The sequence below is a fragment of the Stenotrophomonas sp. FW305-3-2-15-E-LB1 genome (assembly GCF_058787375.1).
In genome coordinates this window covers 1-17,922 of the sequence record NZ_JBYSZR010000007.1, presented here as the reverse complement: position 1 = coordinate 17,922, position 17,922 = coordinate 1, and the positions used below count along the sequence as shown (strand labels likewise).

Genomic DNA, 17,922 nt, shown 5'->3' with positions numbered 1-17,922 from the left:
GCCGGGCGCTGCGTGCGCCCGGTCTGACGCATGAGAGGACAACCGATGCAGACCGCCCCGCTGGATTTCCGCCTGGCCACCCGTGCAGACGAGGCGCTGCTGATCGCGCTGATGCGTGAGTTCTACGCCGAAGACAAGATCGAATTCGACGACGCACGCGTGCGCCGTGGCGTCGATGCACTGCTGGCCGACCCGCGCAACGGCGAAGTGCTGCTGTGGCTGGACGAGGCAGGGGAGGTCTGCGGCTACGCGGTCATCGCCATGGGCTTCAGCCTGGAGCAGGGCGGCCATTTCATGCTGCTGGACGAGCTGTACCTGGCGCATCGCGCGCGCGGCCGCGGCCGTGGCAAGCAGGCGCTGGCCACCTGCGAACAGCGTGCGCGCGGTCGCGGTGTCAGCCGCCTGCGCCTGGAAGTGAACCACCACAACGAACTGGCGCGGCGCCTGTACCTGGCCAGCGGCTACATCGATGACACCCGCGATCTGCTGACCCTGCCGCTGGACCACCCGCGCCCGGAGGGCATCCTGTGAGCGAGGCCCTGCTGCGCGCGCTGCAGCAGCGTGCCGCGCTCAACGCGCTGGTGCGCCGCTTCTTCGCCGAGCGCGATGTGCTGGAAGTGGAAACGCCGATCCTCTCGGTGGCCGGCAACACCGAACCGAACATCGACAGCTTCCATACCGATTTCAGTGGCCACGTCGATGCCGGTGGCCGCCGCCGCTGGCTGCGCACGTCGCCGGAATTTCCCCTGAAGCGCCTGCTCGCCGCGGGCGTGGGCGACTGCTACGAACTCGGCCGGGTGTTCCGCAATGGCGAGGCCGGTGGCCGCCACAATCCCGAGTTCACCATGCTGGAGTGGTACCGCGTGGGCTGGGACCACCATCGCCTGGTGCAGGAAACCGCCGAGCTGGTGCGGCAGGCGCTGGCGCTGGTCGGGCGCACGGCAACACTGCGCGTGCTCAGCTACCGTGAACTGTTCCAGCAGCATGTCGGCGTCGATCCGTTCGATGCGGACGAAGGTGCGCTGCGCACCGCGCTGGGTGACGTGCACATCGATCCGGTGGGCCTGACCCGCGACGACTGGCTCGACCTGCTGATGACCCATCGCATCCAACCGCACTTCGATGACGCGGTCATGACCGTGGTGCATGACTGGCCCGCCAGCCAGGCGGCGCTGGCGCGCATCCGCCCGGGCACGCCGCCGCTGGCCGAGCGGTTCGAGTTGTACCTGGGGGCGGTCGAGCTCGCCAACGGCTATCACGAGCTGAACGATGCAGGCGAGCAGCGTGCGCGCTTCGAACATGACCAGCAGCGCCGGCACGAACGTGGCCAGGTGCAGCCGGCGCTCGATGAGGCCTTGCTGGCGGCATTGCCTGCGATGCCCGCCTGTGCAGGTGTTGCGGTGGGCGTGGATCGCCTGCTGATGGCGATGAACCGCACGCCGCGCATCGCCGATGTGCTGGCCTTCGATTTCGCGCATGCCTGAACGCATGCGCGTGCGTTGCGCCTGAACAAAACCGACGGATTTCGCGCTTGATTCAGCAAGCACGATGATGGTCTTATCACGCCTGATGCGGGACACTGGCATCGTGATTCATCCGCTCCGTTGGGGAATGCTTTGGTCAAGTGGTTTGCGGTCGTGGCGGCACCGGTGTACTCCATGGCGATATGGGGCGGCGTGCTGCCGTCGTCGGCGTCGGCCCAGCAGGCCGGTTACGAGGGCGAAGTGGTGACCTGCGAATCGCGTGACATGGGCTGGGTGCACTGCGATATCGACGTCAGCAACGGCGTCGACCTGGTGCGCCAGTTGTCGAGCAATACCTGCATCCGTGGCAGCGAGTGGGGCACCGACCGCAGTGGCGTGTGGGTGACCCTGGGCTGCCGCGCTGAATTCCGCGCGCGTTCCGCGCAGGGTACCGCCGGCACGACTGCTGCAAGCGACGGCAAGGGCAAGCGCCTGGTGCGCCGCGTGGTGCGCTGCGAATCCAACGGCCGACCGCAGAGCTGCCCCGTGCGGCTGGATGGCGCGCCGGTTCGCCTGCTGCGCCAGCTTTCCGTGCTGCCATGCCGCGAGGGGCAGGGCTGGGGCTACAAGCGCAACGAGGTCTGGACCAGCCGCGGCTGCCAGGGCGATTTCGAGGTGGCCGACGATGACGGCCGGTTCGTCGACGTGGCGCGCAAGCTGACCTGCGAATCCAAGTCCAAGCGGCGCCGCTTCTGCGGTGCCACCATCTCCACCGGGGCGAAGGTGATCAAGCAGTTGTCCGGCACGCCCTGCGAGGAAGGCAGGACCTGGGGCTGGAGCCGCAACGGCATCTGGGTGGATGGCGGCTGCCGCGCCGATTTCTCGGTGAATTGAGCCCGCGCAGGCTCCAACCGCGCCGGGCGTGGCCCTACAATGGGCCCATGAACACTGCCACCGACCTCGACTACGCCCGCTACGACCACATCCGCCCCATCCTGTGGACCGGCGATGCCCTGCAACTGCTTGACCAGCGCAAGCTGCCGTTCGTGGTCGAACACGTGGTCTGCCATGACAGCGACGAAGTCGCCAGCGCCATCCATGCACTGACCGTGCGCGGTGCACCGGCCATCGGCATCGCCGCCGCCTGGGGCGTGGTGCTGGCAGCACGCGACGTGCAGGCCGCTGATGGTGCGCATGCACTGCAGCAGCTGGAACCGGCCCTGCAGCGGCTGAACGCCTCGCGCCCCACCGCGGTGAACCTGGCCTGGGCGCTGGCGCGCATGCGCCGCTGCCTGACCGCCGCCGGCGCCGACTGGAAGGCACTGCTGGAAGCCGAGGCCCAGGCCATCGCCGAGGAAGACCTGGCCGCCAACCGCCACATGGGTGCGCTGGGTGCGGGCCTGATCGAGGCCGGCAGCGGCGTGCTCACCCATTGCAATACCGGCTCGCTGGCCACCGCCGGCTTTGGCACCGCGCTGGGCGTGATCCGTGCCGGCATGGCCCAGCACCGCATCGCCCGCGTGTTCGCCGGTGAAACCCGGCCGTGGCTGCAGGGTGCACGCCTGACCGTGTGGGAGCTGCAGCAGGACGGCATCGACGCCACCCTGATCGCCGATTCGGCCGCCTCACACCTGATGAAGACCGGCGCGGTGCAGTGGGTGATCGTCGGCGCCGACCGCATCTGCGCCAACGGCGATACCGCCAACAAGATCGGCACCTACCAGCTGGCCATTGCCGCCCGCCACCACGGGGTGAAGTTCATGGTCGTGGCACCGTCCTCGACGGTGGACATGGAGACCGTGGACGGCAGCCAGATCGAGATCGAGCAGCGCGACCCGGGCGAGTTGTACGGCGTGGGCGGCACCCGCACCGTGGCCGAGGGCATCGCCGCCTGGAACCCGGTGTTCGATGTCACCCCGGGCGAGCTGATCGACGCCATCGTGACCGAGCGCGGCGTCATCCTGAACCCGACCGCCGGGAACATGCGCGCGGCCTTCGGCGGCTGAGGCCGCGCGGGGTCGGATGCCTGTAGAGCCGAGCCGACGCTCGGCTCAGCCGGGGAATCCGCCGCAGCCGAGCATGGGCTCGGCTCTACAGGGGCGCCATGGACCCCTAAGTTCCTGATTTGTGCCGGTAAAATCCCCGTAAAGGGAGGCGGAAAACGGCCTGTTGTGGTAGTATCCACAGGTTGAATCGAGGTTCCGGCACGACCCCCTCCCGCAGAGGGCTGCGCCGGACTGGACCGCTACCAGACAACGGAACCCGAATGGCAGAAACCGCCAAGGAAATCATCCAGGTCAACCTGGAAGACGAGATGCGCAAGAGCTACCTCGATTACGCCATGAGCGTGATCGTGGGCCGCGCGCTCCCGGATGCGCGCGACGGCCTCAAGCCGGTGCATCGCCGCGTGCTGTTCGCGATGAACGAGTTGAACGCGCACAGCAACAAGCCCTACTTCAAGTCGGCGCGTATCGTCGGTGACGTCATCGGTAAGTACCACCCGCATGGCGATCAGTCGGTGTACGACACGCTGGTGCGTCTGGCACAGCCGTTCTCGCTGCGTTACATGCTGGTCGATGGCCAGGGTAACTTCGGCTCGATCGATGGCGACTCCGCCGCGGCGATGCGATACACCGAAGCGCGCATGTCGCGCCTCGCGCATGAGCTGATGGCGGACATCGACAAGGAAACCGTCGATTTCCAGCCCAACTACGACGAAAAGGAACTGGAGCCGACGGTCATGCCGACCCGGTTCCCGAACCTGCTGGTCAACGGTTCGGCCGGTATCGCGGTGGGCATGGCCACCAACATCCCGCCGCACAACCTGAGCGAGTCGATCAACGCGTGCATCGCGCTGATCGACAACCCGGAGATCGACGTCGACGGCCTGATGGAGTACATCCCGGGCCCCGATTTCCCGACTGCCGGCATCATCAACGGCACCGCCGGCATCGTCGCCGGCTACCGCACCGGCCGTGGCCGCGTGCGCATCCGTGCCCGTGCCGATATCGAAGTGGCTGACAACGGCCGCGAATCGATCATCGTCACTGAGATTCCTTACCAGGTGAACAAGGCGCGTCTGATCGAGAAGATCGCCGAGCTGGTCAAGGAAAAGAAGATCGAAGGCATCAGCGAGCTGCGCGATGAGTCCGACAAGGACGGCATGCGCATCTACATCGAGATCAAGCGCGGTGAATCTGCCGAGGTTGTGCTGAACAACCTCTACCAGCAGACGCAGATGGAATCGGTGTTCGGCATCAACATGGTGGCGCTGGTCGATGGCCGCCCGCAGTTGATGAACCTCAAGCAGATGCTCGAGGCCTTCGTCCGCCACCGTCGCGAAGTGGTTACCCGCCGCACCGTGTTCGAGCTGCGCAAGGCGCGCGCCCGTGCCCACGTGCTGGAAGGCCTGACCGTCGCGCTGGCCAACATCGACGAGATGATCGAGCTGATCAAGACCTCGCCCAACCCCAACGAAGCGCGCGAACGCATGCTCGCCCGCCTGTGGGAGCCGGGTCTGGTCGGTTCGATGCTGGGCGCCGCCGGTGCCGAAGCCTCGCGTCCGGAAGACCTGCCCAAGGGCGTGGGCCTGATCGAGGGCGGCTACCAGCTGACCGAGATCCAGGCCACCCAGATCCTGGAAATGCGCCTGCACCGCCTGACCGGGCTGGAGCAGGACCGCCTGACCGACGAGTACAAGCAGCTGCTGGAAGTGATCGCCGGGCTGATCCACATCCTGGAAGATCCCGACCGCCTGCGCCAGGTCATCCGCGAGGAACTGGTCAACGTCAAGGCAGAATTCGGCGACGAGCGCCGCACCGAGATCCGCCACAGCGAAGAAGACCTGGACATCCTCGACCTGATCGCGCCGGAAGACGTGGTGGTCACCGTGTCCCACGCCGGCTACGTCAAGCGCCAGCCGGTGAGCGTGTACCGCGCGCAGCGCCGTGGTGGCCGTGGCCGCAGTGCGGCGGCGACCAAGGAAGAGGATTTCATCGAACAGCTGTGGCTGGTCAACACGCACGACACGCTGCTGACCTTCACCAGTTCGGGCAAGGTGTTCTGGCTGCCGGTGTACCAGCTGCCCGAAGCCGGTTCCAACGCCCGCGGCCGTCCGATCATCAACTGGATCCCGCTGGAACCGGGCGAACGCGTGCAGGCCGTGCTGCCGGTGCGCGAATACGCCGATGGCCAGTTCGTGTTCTTCGCCACGAAGAACGGTACGGTCAAGAAGACCCCGCTGAGCGAGTTCGCCTTCCGCCTGGCCCGCGGCAAGATCGCGATCAACCTGGACGAGGGCGATGCGCTGGTCGGCGTCGGCCTGACCGACGGCGAGCGTGACATCCTGCTGTTCGCTTCCAACGGCAAGACCGTGCGCTTCGGCGAGGACAAGGTCCGCTCGATGGGCCGTACCGCCACCGGCGTGCGCGGCATCAAGATGCCGGCCGGCGAGGAAGTGGTCAGCCTGATCGTGGCCGAGAGTGCCGGCGGCAGCGAGGATGAGAACGAGGACGACAACGGTGTCGAGGACATCGCAGCCAATGGCGACGCGGTGATCGACGGCGCCGACGACGCCAGCGTGCAGTACATCCTGACCGCCACCGAGAACGGCTACGGCAAGCGCACCCCGCTGCCGGACTATCCGCGCAAGGGTCGTGGCACCCAGGGCGTGATCGGCATCCAGACCACCGAACGCAACGGCAAGCTGGTCGCCGCGGTGCTGATGGGCTCCAATGACGAGGTCCTGCTGATCTCCGACGGCGGCACCCTGGTGCGTACCCGCGGCTCGGAGATCAGCCGCGTCGGCCGCAACACGCAGGGTGTCACCCTGATCCGCCTGTCCAAGGACGAGAAGCTGCAGGCGGTGGAGCGCATGGATGCCTCGATCGACGAGGACGAGGACGAGGTGGCTGCCGCCGCCCCGGCCGCGACCGACGGCGCACCGGCTGCGGCCAGCAGCGAGGACGCCGCGCAGGAGTGATCCTGCCGCGATGTGAGGTACCCGACGACGCCGGCCTTGTGCCGGCGTCGTTGTATCTGCAGGCAAAGAACGCATTCATTTCACAGGCAGGGGCGGATAACGGTTGGCGAACCAGCGGACGATGCCGTCCGCAGTGACCCCCGTCCAACCGACCATCCGGTCGCGCCCTGGAGCCTGAAATGCCTGCCGCCCCCGCTGCCGTTCCCCCCGAAGACCCCTCCCGCACGCCGCGTCGCCGGCACCCGGTGGCCACCCTCCTGTCCCTGCTGCTGATCCTGCTCGGCGCGGTCATCGGCGGCCTGGGTATCTGGCTGCTGACGCTGGGCGGTTCCTGGTACTACGCCATTGCCGGTGTGGCCATGCTGGCCAGCGGTGTGCTGCTGTGGGGCAACCGCCGCAGTGCCGCGCTGCTGTTCGCCGCCATTTTCATCGGCACGCTGCTGTGGACGTGGTGGGAATCGGGCAGCAGCTACTGGCGCTGGGTGCCGCGGCTGGGCCTGGTGACCGCGCTGGCGATCGTGATGGCGCTGCTGGCCCCGACCCTGCAGCAGCCCTTTTCGCGTCGCGCATCACGCGGTGTTGCGGCCGTCTTGATGCTGGTGTTCGTGGCGGCCTTCGCGCTCGCCTTCGTGCCGCACGGTGAAGTGCGCGGCGACCAGCCGTTCCCCGATGCCGCCGCCTCGACCGGCATCGATCCCACCGAGGACACCACCGGCCTGCAGCCCTCCGACCGCCCGGCCGACGGCGACTGGGCCGCGTGGGGCCGCAACAACGCCGCCACCCGTTTCTCGCCGCTGCAGCAGATCACCCCGGACAACGTGGCCACGCTGCAGCCGGCCTGGCAGTTCCGCACCGGCGACCTGCCCGAGAACCGCTGGGGCGCGGAAACCACGCCGCTGAAGATCGGCAACCGCCTGTACCTGTGCACGGCGCGCAACCAGTTGATTGCGCTCGACGCCAGCAGTGGCAAGGAAATCTGGCGTTTCAATCCGAAGGTCAAGGACGCTTCCATTCCCTACACCGCAGCGTGCCGCGGCGTGTCCTATTACGAACAACCGAGTGGCGCCGCCGTGGTCGATGCTGCTCTGGCGGATGCGGCCGCCGACCTCGCACTGCCGGCACCGCCGCCGACCGCGGGCGCCGCCAGCGTGCCCGGCAACCGCCCGGCCTGCACCGCACGCATCATCGAAGGCACCCTGGACGGCCGCATCATCGCCGTGGATGCCGACAGCGGAAAGCCCTGCGCCAACTTCGGCAACAACGGCCAGGTCGACATCACCCTGGGCATGGGCAACACGCCGCCGGGCTATGTGTCCATCACCTCGCCGCCGGCCATCGTGCGCGGCGTCATCGTGACTGGCCACCAGGTGCTGGACGGCCAGCGCCGCGATGCGCCGTCGGGCGTCATCCAGGCCTACGACGCGGTGACCGGCAAGCTGCGCTGGGCCTGGGACATGGATCAGCCGGAACTGACCGGCTTGCCGGCACAGGGCAAGGAGTACACGCGCGGCACGCCGAACATGTGGACCACCGCCACCGGCGATGAAAAGCTGGGCCTGGTCTATCTGCCGATGGGCAATTCCGCAGGCGACTACTGGAGCGGCTCGCGCACCGAGAACCAGAACAAGTACGCCACATCGCTGGTCGCCATCGACGTGACCACCGGCAAGCCCGCGTGGCATTTCCAGGCCGTGCGCAAGGATGTCTGGGATTACGACATGGGTTCGCAGGCCAGCCTGATCGACTACCCGACCGCGCAGGGCAAGGTGCCGGCCATCCTGCTGCCGACCAAGCAGGGCGACATGTACATCCTCGACCGCCGCACCGGCGAGCTGCTGACCCCGGCAGAAGAACGCAAGGTGCCGACTGGTGGCGTCGAACCGGAGCAGCGTTCGCCGACCCAGTTGTTCTCGCTGTACCACACGCTGCGCCGCGAGCACGACCTGACCGAGCAGGACATGTGGGGCATCACGCCCATCGACCAGCTGGTGTGCCGCATCCAGTTCCGCAAGGCGCATTACGAAGGCTTCTACACGCCGCCGAGCACCGATCATCATTCGATCGAATACCCCGGCTACAACGGTGGTTCGGACTGGGGCAGCGTGGCCATCGATACGCGGCGCGGGGTGATCGTGGCCAACTACAACGACATGCCCAACTACAACCGGCTGGTGCCGCGCGCGGAGGCCGACCGCAAGGGCTGGCTGCCGCGCGAGGCGATCACCCATGACAAGGGCGGCGCCGAAGGTGCGGGCGACCCGCAGGTGGGCACGCCGTACGCCATCGACGTCAACGCCGGCTGGCGCCTGCCGTTCACCGGCCTGCTGTGCAAGCAGCCGCCCTATGGTGGCATCCGCGCCGTCGACCTGCGCACCGGCAAGCTACTGTGGGATCGGCCGTTCGGCAGTGCGCGCGGCAATGGCCCGTTCGGCATCCGTTCCGGCCTGCCGATTGAAATCGGCACGCCCAACAACGGTGGCGCGGTGGTGACCGCCAGCGGACTGATCTTCATCGCGGCGGCCACCGACGACCTGCTGCGCGCCATTGATCTGAAGACCGGCAAGGAGCTGTGGCACGCCAAGCTGCCGGCCGGTGGCCAGGCCAACCCGATGGTGTACGAGCAGGACGGCCGCCAGTACGTGGTGATCGTGGCGGCCGGGCACCACTTCATGGAAACGCCGAAGGGCGATTACGTGATGGCCTACGCGCTGCCGAAATGATGGGGTAGAGTCGACCGTTGGTCGACTGCCCTTCGCGACCCAACTAAAACCCCGCGCCTCGCGCGGGAGTCGACCAACGGTCGACTCTACCCAGTCGGCGCCGGGTCATATTCCTACCGAAATGACGGTGAGGGGCAGGGGGAGGGTAGAGTCGACCGTTGGTCGACTGCCCTTCGCGACCCAACTAAAACTCCGCGCCTCGCGTGGGAGTCGACCAACGGTCGACTCTACCCAGTCGGCGCCAAGTCATTTCCCTACGGGATGACTGGTCTCGCGCCGATGCCAGAACGGAGCCACCATGGGCATGTTCAACCACATGCCCAGTCCACAACTCCTCATCGGCCGCCGCTCCATCATCGGCAACGTGTACGCAATTACGATGATCTGCAGAGATCGTCGTCCCATCTTCGAAGACCCAGCCAACGCCGGCATCGCGATACAGGTGCTGGAGGCAATGGACCAACAAGGGCTGACCTCGTCGCTTGCGTGGGTGGTCATGCCCGACCACCTGCATTGGCTTGCCCAGCTTCGCGAAACGTCACTCGGCTACTGCGTGCAACGCTTCAAGTCACGCAGCGGTTTGCTCATCAACCAACATCGCGGAAGCGCCGGGGCCCTCTGGCAGGCGGGCTACTTCGACCATGCGATCCGCAGTGAGGAATCACTGCGAAAGCATGCGCGCTACATCCTGGCCAATCCCATAAGGGCAGGATTGGCAACCCGACTGGGCGAGTACCCGCAGGGATGGTGCCGCTGGCCGCTGGATGATAGCGACCCAGGGTAGACTCGACCGTTGGTCGACTGCGCTTTGCGACCAGGCGAAAAAGCCCCGCGCTTTGCGCGGTAGTCGACCAACGGCCGACTCTACCCGCTCGGCACGCGCCAGCCTTGGGCTAGGATGGCCGCACGCCTCGTCTGCGAAGGAATCGCCATGTTCGTGCGCTGTCTCGCCACCCGCCAACTGTTCTGGGCGCTGTTGATGCTGTTGTGCATGGGGACCGCGCACGCTGCGCGGCCCGTCCCTGAGGCGCAACGTGCCGCCGATGACTGGCTGGCTGCCTTCAATGCCGGCAGCCTTGAAGGATTGCAGGCGTTCGCCGACCGTCACGCCAAGAAGGAAGGCAGCACTCCGCAGGATTATCTGGAATTCCGCGCGTCGACCGGTCCGCTGAAACTGCTGGAGGTGCGTGAGAGCACGCCACTGCAGGCGAAGCTGCTCGTGCTCGCGCAGCAGACCGAGCGTGCGATGCTGGTCAGGGCGGAGATGGACCCGGCCCATCCGGAACATTTGAAGCTGTTCCAGCTGGAAGGCACACCCACGCCGGAACAGTACCAGCCCGCACGCGTCCCCTTGCCGACGCTGATGGCTGACGCCCGCGCCAAGCTGGACGCCTTGGCCGCGGAGGATGCGCTCTCGGGTACCGTGCTGGTGGCGCAGAACGGGCGCGTGCTGCTGGATTGGAGCGGTGGCCTGGCTGACCGCCGCGCAAACAAGGCGGTCGATGCACGGACGCAGTTCCGCCTGGCCTCGTCCAACAAGATGTTCACCTCGGTGGCCATCCTGCAGCTGGTGCAGGCCGGCAAGGTGAGCCTGGACGATACGGTCGGCAAGCACCTGCCGGACTACCCGAACAAGGCCGTCGCCGATACCGTGACCGTGCGCCAGCTGCTGACCCACACCAGTGGCCTGGGGGATTTCTTCGGCGATGATTTCGACCAGTACTCGGCCTCGCTGAAGACGCTCGATGATTACGTCCAGCGTTTCGCCAAGGATGCGCCCCAGTTCACGCCCGGCAGCCAGGACAGCTATTCAAACTACGGTTTCATCGTGCTCGGGCGCATCATCGAGGCCGTGTCCGGGCAGTCCTACTACGCCTATGTGGATGAACACATCCTGCGCCCGGCGGGCATGACCGCCACCGGCTTCGAGCCGGAAACCGTGGATGTCGTGCAGCGTGCCGTTGCCTACACGAAGAAGGAAGGCCAATGGACGCGCGAAACCAGATCGCTGCCGTGGCGCGGCATGTCGGCGGGTGGCGGCTACAGCACCGCCGCTGACATGCTGAAGTTCTGCGAGGCGCTGCGCAGCGGCAAGCTGGTGTCGCCGGCACTGCTGCGGCAGGCCACCACCGCGCAGAACCACAAGGGCTGGTATGGCTTTGGGTTCGTGGTGCAGGGGCAGGGCAGCCAGCGCCAGTACGGGCACGAAGGGGGCGCGCCGGGTTCGAACAGTGCCATCGTCGTGCTGCCCGAGCAGGGCTACGTGGTCATCGGCCTGGCCAATGTTGATCCGGATGCGGTGGGCAACGTGGTCAACTACATCGCCCGGCGGTTGCCGCTGTAGCGTTGCCGCACGACCGCGCGCTGCAGGAATGGCGCGCAGTGCGATAGGCTGGTCGATCAACACGGGTTTCATGGACGAAGCATGAGCGATCGCCACGCATTGGGTATCGAACACGAGAGCGAACTCGTTCGCCTCTACAACGCCGTCGAGGTGGGGGACCTGGACGTGGTGCGCGCCATCGCAGCCGCGCAGCCCGTCCTGCTGCGGCTGGCCTATTTCGGCAATGCCGGCAGCAAGAGCGTGCTGCACATGGCGGCGGCGAGCGGCCAGGAAGCGGTCTGCCACTGGTTGCTGGGGTGGGGGCTGCCGGTGGACGTGAGCTTCAGCGGCAACGACGGTGCGACGCCCTTGATGGCTGCCGTGAATGGCGGTCACGCCGCGGTCTGCACGTTGCTGCTGCAGGCGGGCGCCAATCCAGATGGCACCGCGCTGGTGGCCTGCCCGCCGCTGTATGCCGCCGCTGTTGCCGGGCGCGGCGATATCGTCGAGCTGCTGCTGCACGCTGGCGCCGACGTCAACCGCCTGCACCGGCAGATGAACCAGTCGTCGCTGGACGTTGCGCGCATCTGGAAGCATCCCGCGGTGGCGGCGACGTTGGAACACCAAGGGGGCAGAAGCGTGCGCGATTACGAGGGCCCCTATGTGCAGGGACCGGGCGAATCGATCATCGTCTTCGTACACAACACGGCCGGGCCGGTGCTGCGGCCGGAGTTCTCGCCGGTATCGCGTGATCCCAGGGCGTCCCTGCACGTGAGCCTGATTGACGGAAAATCCGACTTCAAGCTGCTGTTCACAACGGGACTGCATGGCGCCGGGACGCCGATGACCGAGCTGTTCCTCTGCCTGCAGGGCAACTGGCCGTTGCCGCGCACCGGGCTGGCCGATGACAGTGTGTGGCGATTCCCGGAACTGCTGCTGTCGCGCATGGTGGAGAAGCTGTTCGCGCAGGGGCCGATCGGCGAGGGGCACCTGGTGGAACGCAGCGACCCCGCGTTCACTGATCTACCGTGGCCGGAGGATGTCGACGCACTGCTGGCGGTGGACAAGCCCTGGAATCCGGTGAACGAGCGCGATTCGATCCCGCCGCACCAGCGCGTCACGCTGCTGGTGCTGGCCCCGGTGAAGTACACGCGGAAGGGCAGGCCCGATGCCGGCGCCCTGGCGACCCTGCTGGAACGCAAGCGCAAGGCCAGCTGGCGCGTGCTGTCGCTGCGGCGGGATGATCCCCGGGTCCGCCTGGCGGTCCTGCCAGACTGACCGTGTGCCGCCTCAGCGCGGCACCCGCACCATCTTCGTCATCAAGTGCTCCACCACGCCCGCAGGGTCGGCGGTGCGGCCCACGTGCGTGCTGGACATCTGCACGATCGAACTGCGCTTGGCGGTAAGGAAATGGAAGCGCGCGCGTGCCGGCAGCTGTGCGATCGGGCCGGCGTTGGCGTCGCCGCGGCAGATGGCCACGATGGCATCCAGCCACGGTTGCAGGGCTTCCAGATCAAGCGCAGGGGCGAACGCCTGCAGGCGCGCCGCATCGATCTCGATGGCCGCTTCCAGATGGCGGGCGCCAGGGCAGGACACGATCACCCCGACGTTGATGAACTCTTCGCGCTCCACCCGCGGTACCACGCGGATGACTGCATAGTCATACGTGTGAAGCGTGGGCACGGATGGCCTCCTGCACGAACACCGCACGCACCTTCAGGCGATGCTTGAGGTAGTTGATGTAGCCCTGGCGGTAAGCCTGCGGACTGTCGAAGGCCGGCTCGTCCACCAGCCAGCTGTCCGGCACCAGGCCGACGATGCGCTCGATTTCCGCATCGGGCAGGCGTGCGGCCAGCTCGGCATCCACCTCGGCAATGCGGCTGGCAAACGGCAGCAGCACATGGTCACGGATCAGCACGAAGGGCTTTTCGCAGGCGTCGCCGGCATTGGCCCAGTCGTGGTGGAAGTACATCGCCGCACCGTGGTCGATCAGGTACAGCTTGCGGTGCCAGACCATCAGGTTGGGATTGCGCGTGGTGCGGTCGACGTTGCTGGTGAAGGCATCGAACCAGACCAGGCGCGAGGCCAGGTCGGCATCCACCGGCATCGCGGCAGGATCGTAGTTGATCGCGCCGGGCAGGTAATCCAGGCCCAGATTCAGGCCCTCGCTGGCACGGATCAGGTCCTGGATCTCCGGGTCCGGTTCGGTGCGGGCGAACTCGCTGTCCAGCTCCACGAACAGGATTTCCGGAATCGGCAGGCCGACCGAGCGGGCCATTTCGCCGGCGATCAGCTCGGCGATCAACGCTTTCGGACCCTGGCCGGCGCCACGGAACTTGAGCACGGCCATGCCGTCGTCGTCGGTCTCGACCACGGCGGGCAGGGAACCCCCTTCGCGGAGCGGGGTGATGTAACGGAGGGCGTGTACGGTTCGCACGGCGGGCGTTGATGGATGGGTTGCGCGCAGTTTACCTTGGCCACCCGCGCACGGTATGCGCACGGGTGGATGGCAACGGAATGGAGCATTGCGATGGCGTGGGGTGTGGACGAAATCTATCTGGCCGCGACGGAGCGGGCCGTAGCCTGGGCAGCAGGATCGCCGTTCGCACACCTGTCCTACGTGGTGAAGGACCCGGTGGCATCCTGCGATGCACGGGAGGATGAGCATCGTCACAGCGTTGGCGCGCAGGGCCTTCTGGTGCTTCGCGGCGTAGGCAGTCCGCAAGGATTCCAATCCGGGCGCATGCCGGGGGCGATGCATTGGGACGGGCTGCGGCCAGACGCCGGGGCAGCGCCGGTCGATGCCGCCGTTGGCGCGCAGCTCCAGGCGTACATCACGCAGATGGACATGCGCGGCCTGGATGCGCCCGATGCGTTCCGCGCGTGGCTGCGGGAGGTGTCGCTGCGCCTGCAGCAGCCGCTGATGTTCTATACCGCTTCGACGTTCGGCGGCACCTGCGACTACGACTACGCATTGACTTACACGCCGAACGAGCGCCTGCATGCAACGCGTTTCGAGGGTCTGCGGCCATGCAGTCCGACGGCGCTGCAGTCCGGCCTCGCATGCCTGTCGATCACCCTGCCGACCAGCTATTTCGCACTGCATGAGCGCAGCTTCGATTGGGCTTCACGGGCGCTTCTGCAGTAAATCACGTCGGGGGCATGCAGGGGCGCATGGATGAATGCGTAGGTCGCCAGGCATAGGGCAGGCAGTCGCCAAACGTAACGGCCACTGTCTGGCAGCGCGGCGGGCACGGCATTGCGTGCCATCTTCACTTCACACTGCCTTTGGCGATGGCAGCATTCATCCCCGGGGAGCATGAACCGGCCAGGACGGCCGTGGTGTACGAGAGCTGCCATCCTTCAAGCGTTTCCACGATGTTCTTGCAGGCTTTGGAGGTGCACCGATGAACGACGAATCCAATCCCCTGCTGCCGACCCTGGACGATGCCAAGGCCGAGCAGATGATCGGCAAAGTGGTACTGGTCGGTATCACCCGTTATGGCGGCGATGGCCAGATGCGGGACCAGCAGCAGTATTCGGGCACGGTGCTGCGCATCAGTGCCGAGGAAGGCGTCGTGCTGGCCGACGAGGCCGATGGCCACGAGCGTTACCTGCCGCCGATGCTGGACCAGTACCTGCCGGCGGAGCCGGGGGAGTACCGCCTGCGTTCGGGCGGCGAGATCGTGGTCGACCCCGATTACCTGACCACCTGGGATCTGCACGCGCAGCAGTGAGGCGAGGACAGGTGGCCGCCGGGCATGGCCCGGCGCTACCGGGCACACGCCCCATGCCCGGCGTGCATTGCTTCCGGCCCATTCACAACTCTCCCCGGGGTGCTAGATTCGGCCGATGCCCGCTGTCTGGCGGGTGCCCAATCACACCCCTGGGGATCAAGGATGCTCATCCATCGCACCTCTCTGGCGGCGGCCATCGCCGTTGCTACCTTCGGCCTGCTGGCCGCTGGCCCGGCACTTGCCGATTACGCAAAGCCGCCGGAACACCTGCTGAAGGTGCTGAAGGCACCGCCGCCGCCGGCACCGAACGTCGATCCGAGCGGCCAGCGCCTGCTGCTGACCACCGCACAGACCTATCCGTCCATCGCCCGCGTGGCCCAGCCGTACCTGAAGCTGGCCGGCGTGCGCCTGGAGCCGAAGAACCGCAGCCGCCACGATACCCCCGGTGGTTACGGCATTCCGGCCTGCGTGGCCGATTTCAGCGTGGTTGAAATTGCCAGCGGCAAGACCACCAAGGTTGACCTGCCGCAGGGCTGCGCCGGTGCAGCGCAGTGGTCGGCCGATGGCAGCCACTTCGCGTTCCAGAATGCGGTCGATACCAGCGTGCAGCTGTGGGTGGGCGATGCAGCCACCGGCCAGGTCAAGCAGGTGCCGGGCGTGCAGCTCAACCCGATCTTCGGCAGCACCGTGCAGTGGCTCGGCGGCAGCCAGAACCTGCTGGTGAAGCTGGTGCCGGCCAACCAGGGCGCGGCCCCCTCCGACGGCGGCGTGCCGACCGGCCCGGACGCGCAGGAATCGCTGGGCAGCAGCGGCGAAAGCAGCACCTATGAAGCACGCGACACGCTGACCAGCGCGCATGACGAAAAGCTGTTCGCCTACTACGGCGCTTCGCAGCTGGCCGTGGTCGACACCGCCAGCGGCAGTGTCCGCCCGGTCGGCAGCGCCGCCATCTTCAACGACGTCAACGCTGCGCCCGATGGCGTGCACGTGCTGACCGAATCGATCAAGCCGCCGTTCTCGCATGCGGTCACCTACCAGCGCTTCGCCAACGATGTGGCGGTGCTGGACATCACCACGGGCAAGGCCACCGCCATCGCCAGCCTGCCGCTGGCCGACCGCGTGCCGGTGCACGGCGTGCCGGAAGGCCCGCGTGGTTTCGACTGGCGCTCCACCGACCCGGCCACCCTGGTCTATGCCGAAGCGCTGGACAAGGGCGACTGGAAGGTGACCGTGCCGCACCGCGATCGCGTGCTGATGCTGAAGGCCCCGTTCAACGGCAAGCCGGTGGAAATCGCCCGCACCGCGCAGCGTTTCGAAGGCCTGGCCTGGTCGGCGGACCCGGCGGTGTCCTTCATGTTCGAGAACGACGAGAACCGCCATTGGGTGCAGACCCGCATCGTCGATGTCGACCAGCCTAAGAAGGAAGGCCGCCTGCTGTGGGACATGTCCAGCGATGAGCTGTACGGCGACCCGGGCAACCTGGTGTTCAAGCGCCTGCCCAACGGCGCGGCGGTCGTGCGCCAGGAAGGCAATTTCGTGTTCCTGCGCGGGCAGGGCGCATCGCCGCAGGGTGATCGTCCGTTCCTGGACCGCCTGGACCTGGGCTCGCTGAAGAGCGAGCGCCTGTTCCGCAGCAGCGCTGATGCCTACGAGCAGTTCCTGGGCTTCAGCAACATCCCGGGCCGCTACCTCACCTGGCACCAGTCGGTGGTGGACGCGCCGAATGCGTTCGTGCGCCAGCAGGGCGAGCCGGTTGCCGCCGCCAAGGACGGTGAGGCGCAGTTCGCGTCCACGGCCACTGCGCTGACCAAGCTGGTCGACCCGACCCCGGAAGTGCGCCAGATCAAGAAGCAGCTGGTGACCTACAAGCGCGCCGACGGCGTGGATCTGTCCTTCACCCTGTACACCCCGCCGGGCTACAAGGAAGGCCAGCGCGTGCCGGCGATCCTGTATGCCTATCCGGCCGACTTCGCCAACGCCGCCCAGGCCGGCCAGGTGTCCGGTTCGCAGCAGACCTTCACCCGCCTGCAGCCGTACCGCCTGATGCTGCTGGCCGGCTACGCGATCATCGACAACGCCTCGTTCCCGATCGTCGGCGACCCGAAGACCGCCTACGACACCTACCTGGAACAGCTGGAAGCCGACGCCAAAGCGGCGGTGGACAAGGCCGTGGACATGGGCGTGGTCGATCGCAACCGCATCGGCGTCACCGGCCACAGCCATGGCGGCCTGATGACCGCCAACCTGATCGCGCACACCAACCTGTTCAAGGCCGGCGTGGCGACCAGCGGTTCGTACAACAAGACGTTCACCCCGTTCGGTTTCCAGAACGAGCGTCGCTCGGTGTGGCAGGCGCAGGACGTGTACCTGAAGGCGTCGCCGTTCTTCTACGCCGACAAGATCAAGCTGCCGCTGCTGCTGGTCCACGGCGAGGATGATGCCAACCCGGGCACCGAACCGTTCCAGTCGCGCAAGCTGTACCAGGCCATCCGTGGCAACGGTGGCACGACCCGCCTGGTGATGCTGCCGAACGAACCGCACTGGTACACCGCACTGGAATCGAACGAACAGCTGGTGTCGGAAATGCTGAACTGGTTCGACACCTACGTGAAGAACGCGCGGTAGAGTCGAGATCCTATGTTCGCAGTCAAGCCTGCAGGAAGCGGGCTTGGCCCACCTTCAACAGGGCTGGATCGAA

General features: G+C 66.8%; 14 protein-coding genes. 12 read left to right on the top strand and 2 right to left on the bottom strand.

Going from position 1 to position 17,922, the window contains the following annotated elements:
- Positions 1 to 45 precede the first annotated feature (45 nt).
- From AC3WL7_RS07180 to AC3WL7_RS07140, 9 genes are all read left to right on the top strand, one after another.
- On the top strand, positions 46 to 531 hold the full coding sequence (locus AC3WL7_RS07180; RefSeq protein WP_079222381.1) for a GNAT family N-acetyltransferase: 486 nt from the start codon (positions 46 to 48) through the stop codon (positions 529 to 531).
- Positions 528 to 1,484 (top strand): EF-P lysine aminoacylase EpmA, encoded by a 957-nt coding sequence (epmA, locus tag AC3WL7_RS07175; RefSeq protein ID WP_492749820.1) that lies wholly within the window; start codon positions 528 to 530, stop codon positions 1,482 to 1,484. Before AC3WL7_RS07180 ends, epmA begins: the two co-directional genes overlap by 4 nt.
- A 132-nt stretch (positions 1,485 to 1,616) precedes the next feature.
- Complete coding sequence (locus AC3WL7_RS07170) at positions 1,617 to 2,357, top strand: DUF3011 domain-containing protein (RefSeq protein ID WP_492749819.1); 741 nt, start codon at positions 1,617 to 1,619, stop codon at positions 2,355 to 2,357.
- Positions 2,358 to 2,404: 47 nt separating this feature from the next.
- Positions 2,405 to 3,469, top strand: a complete 1,065-nt coding sequence (gene mtnA, locus AC3WL7_RS07165; protein ID WP_079222378.1) for an S-methyl-5-thioribose-1-phosphate isomerase — start codon at positions 2,405 to 2,407, stop codon at positions 3,467 to 3,469.
- A 260-nt stretch (positions 3,470 to 3,729) separates the two neighbouring features.
- The gene (gyrA, locus tag AC3WL7_RS07160; protein ID WP_492749818.1) at positions 3,730 to 6,444 is read left to right on the top strand and encodes a DNA gyrase subunit A; all 2,715 of its coding nucleotides are present in this window, start codon (positions 3,730 to 3,732) and stop codon (positions 6,442 to 6,444) included.
- A 179-nt stretch (positions 6,445 to 6,623) separates the two neighbouring features.
- On the top strand, positions 6,624 to 9,164 hold the full coding sequence (locus AC3WL7_RS07155; RefSeq protein WP_492749816.1) for a membrane-bound PQQ-dependent dehydrogenase, glucose/quinate/shikimate family: 2,541 nt from the start codon (positions 6,624 to 6,626) through the stop codon (positions 9,162 to 9,164).
- A gap of 316 nt (positions 9,165 to 9,480) precedes the next feature.
- A complete protein-coding gene (locus tag AC3WL7_RS07150; RefSeq protein ID WP_492749913.1) occupies positions 9,481 to 9,948 on the top strand; it encodes an REP-associated tyrosine transposase in 468 nt (155 codons plus the stop codon).
- A 195-nt stretch (positions 9,949 to 10,143) separates the two neighbouring features.
- Entirely contained in the window at positions 10,144 to 11,508 is a 1,365-nt protein-coding gene (locus AC3WL7_RS07145; protein WP_492749912.1) for a serine hydrolase domain-containing protein, read from the top strand.
- 81 nt (positions 11,509 to 11,589) lie between these two features.
- Positions 11,590 to 12,765 (top strand): ankyrin repeat domain-containing protein, encoded by a 1,176-nt coding sequence (locus AC3WL7_RS07140; protein ID WP_492749815.1) that lies wholly within the window; start codon positions 11,590 to 11,592, stop codon positions 12,763 to 12,765.
- 12 nt (positions 12,766 to 12,777) lie between these two features.
- Here AC3WL7_RS07140 and AC3WL7_RS07135 read toward each other — a convergent pair whose 3' ends face one another.
- Together AC3WL7_RS07135 and AC3WL7_RS07130 are read right to left on the bottom strand one after the other, a co-directional pair.
- Positions 12,778 to 13,170, bottom strand: a complete 393-nt coding sequence (locus AC3WL7_RS07135; RefSeq protein WP_079222373.1) for a DUF3037 domain-containing protein — start codon at positions 13,168 to 13,170, stop codon at positions 12,778 to 12,780.
- Positions 13,148 to 13,924, bottom strand: coding sequence for a HipA family kinase (locus AC3WL7_RS07130; protein ID WP_492749814.1), 777 nt, complete (start codon positions 13,922 to 13,924; stop codon positions 13,148 to 13,150). The genes AC3WL7_RS07135 and AC3WL7_RS07130 overlap by 23 nt, the downstream gene beginning before the upstream one ends.
- A gap of 105 nt (positions 13,925 to 14,029) precedes the next feature.
- Between AC3WL7_RS07130 and AC3WL7_RS07125 the strand changes: the two genes are divergently transcribed.
- The 3 genes from AC3WL7_RS07125 to AC3WL7_RS07115 all read left to right on the top strand — a co-directional run bounded on the left by AC3WL7_RS07125 (position 14,030) and on the right by AC3WL7_RS07115 (position 17,849).
- The gene (locus AC3WL7_RS07125; RefSeq protein WP_492749813.1) at positions 14,030 to 14,635 is read left to right on the top strand and encodes a hypothetical protein; all 606 of its coding nucleotides are present in this window, start codon (positions 14,030 to 14,032) and stop codon (positions 14,633 to 14,635) included.
- A 259-nt stretch (positions 14,636 to 14,894) separates the two neighbouring features.
- Complete coding sequence (locus AC3WL7_RS07120; RefSeq protein ID WP_079222370.1) at positions 14,895 to 15,224, top strand: hypothetical protein; 330 nt, start codon at positions 14,895 to 14,897, stop codon at positions 15,222 to 15,224.
- A gap of 162 nt (positions 15,225 to 15,386) precedes the next feature.
- Positions 15,387 to 17,849 (top strand): S9 family peptidase, encoded by a 2,463-nt coding sequence (locus tag AC3WL7_RS07115; protein ID WP_492749812.1) that lies wholly within the window; start codon positions 15,387 to 15,389, stop codon positions 17,847 to 17,849.
- The last annotated feature ends 73 nt before the right edge of the window (positions 17,850 to 17,922 follow it).

What these genes read in the sequence shown, in the direction of transcription:
- AC3WL7_RS07180 (WP_079222381.1), top strand. Translation starts at nt 46, where the DNA reads ATGCAGACCGCCCCGCTGGATTTCCGCCTGGCCACCCGTGCAGACGAG.
- mtnA (WP_079222378.1), top strand. Translation starts at nt 2,405, where the DNA reads ATGAACACTGCCACCGACCTCGACTACGCCCGCTACGACCACATCCGC.
- gyrA (WP_492749818.1), top strand. Translation starts at nt 3,730, where the DNA reads ATGGCAGAAACCGCCAAGGAAATCATCCAGGTCAACCTGGAAGACGAG.
- AC3WL7_RS07155 (WP_492749816.1), top strand. Translation starts at nt 6,624, where the DNA reads ATGCCTGCCGCCCCCGCTGCCGTTCCCCCCGAAGACCCCTCCCGCACG.
- AC3WL7_RS07150 (WP_492749913.1), top strand. Translation starts at nt 9,481, where the DNA reads ATGCCCAGTCCACAACTCCTCATCGGCCGCCGCTCCATCATCGGCAAC.
- AC3WL7_RS07145 (WP_492749912.1), top strand. Translation starts at nt 10,144, where the DNA reads ATGCTGTTGTGCATGGGGACCGCGCACGCTGCGCGGCCCGTCCCTGAG.
- AC3WL7_RS07140 (WP_492749815.1), top strand. Translation starts at nt 11,590, where the DNA reads ATGAGCGATCGCCACGCATTGGGTATCGAACACGAGAGCGAACTCGTT.
- AC3WL7_RS07120 (WP_079222370.1), top strand. Translation starts at nt 14,895, where the DNA reads ATGAACGACGAATCCAATCCCCTGCTGCCGACCCTGGACGATGCCAAG.
- AC3WL7_RS07115 (WP_492749812.1), top strand. Translation starts at nt 15,387, where the DNA reads ATGCTCATCCATCGCACCTCTCTGGCGGCGGCCATCGCCGTTGCTACC.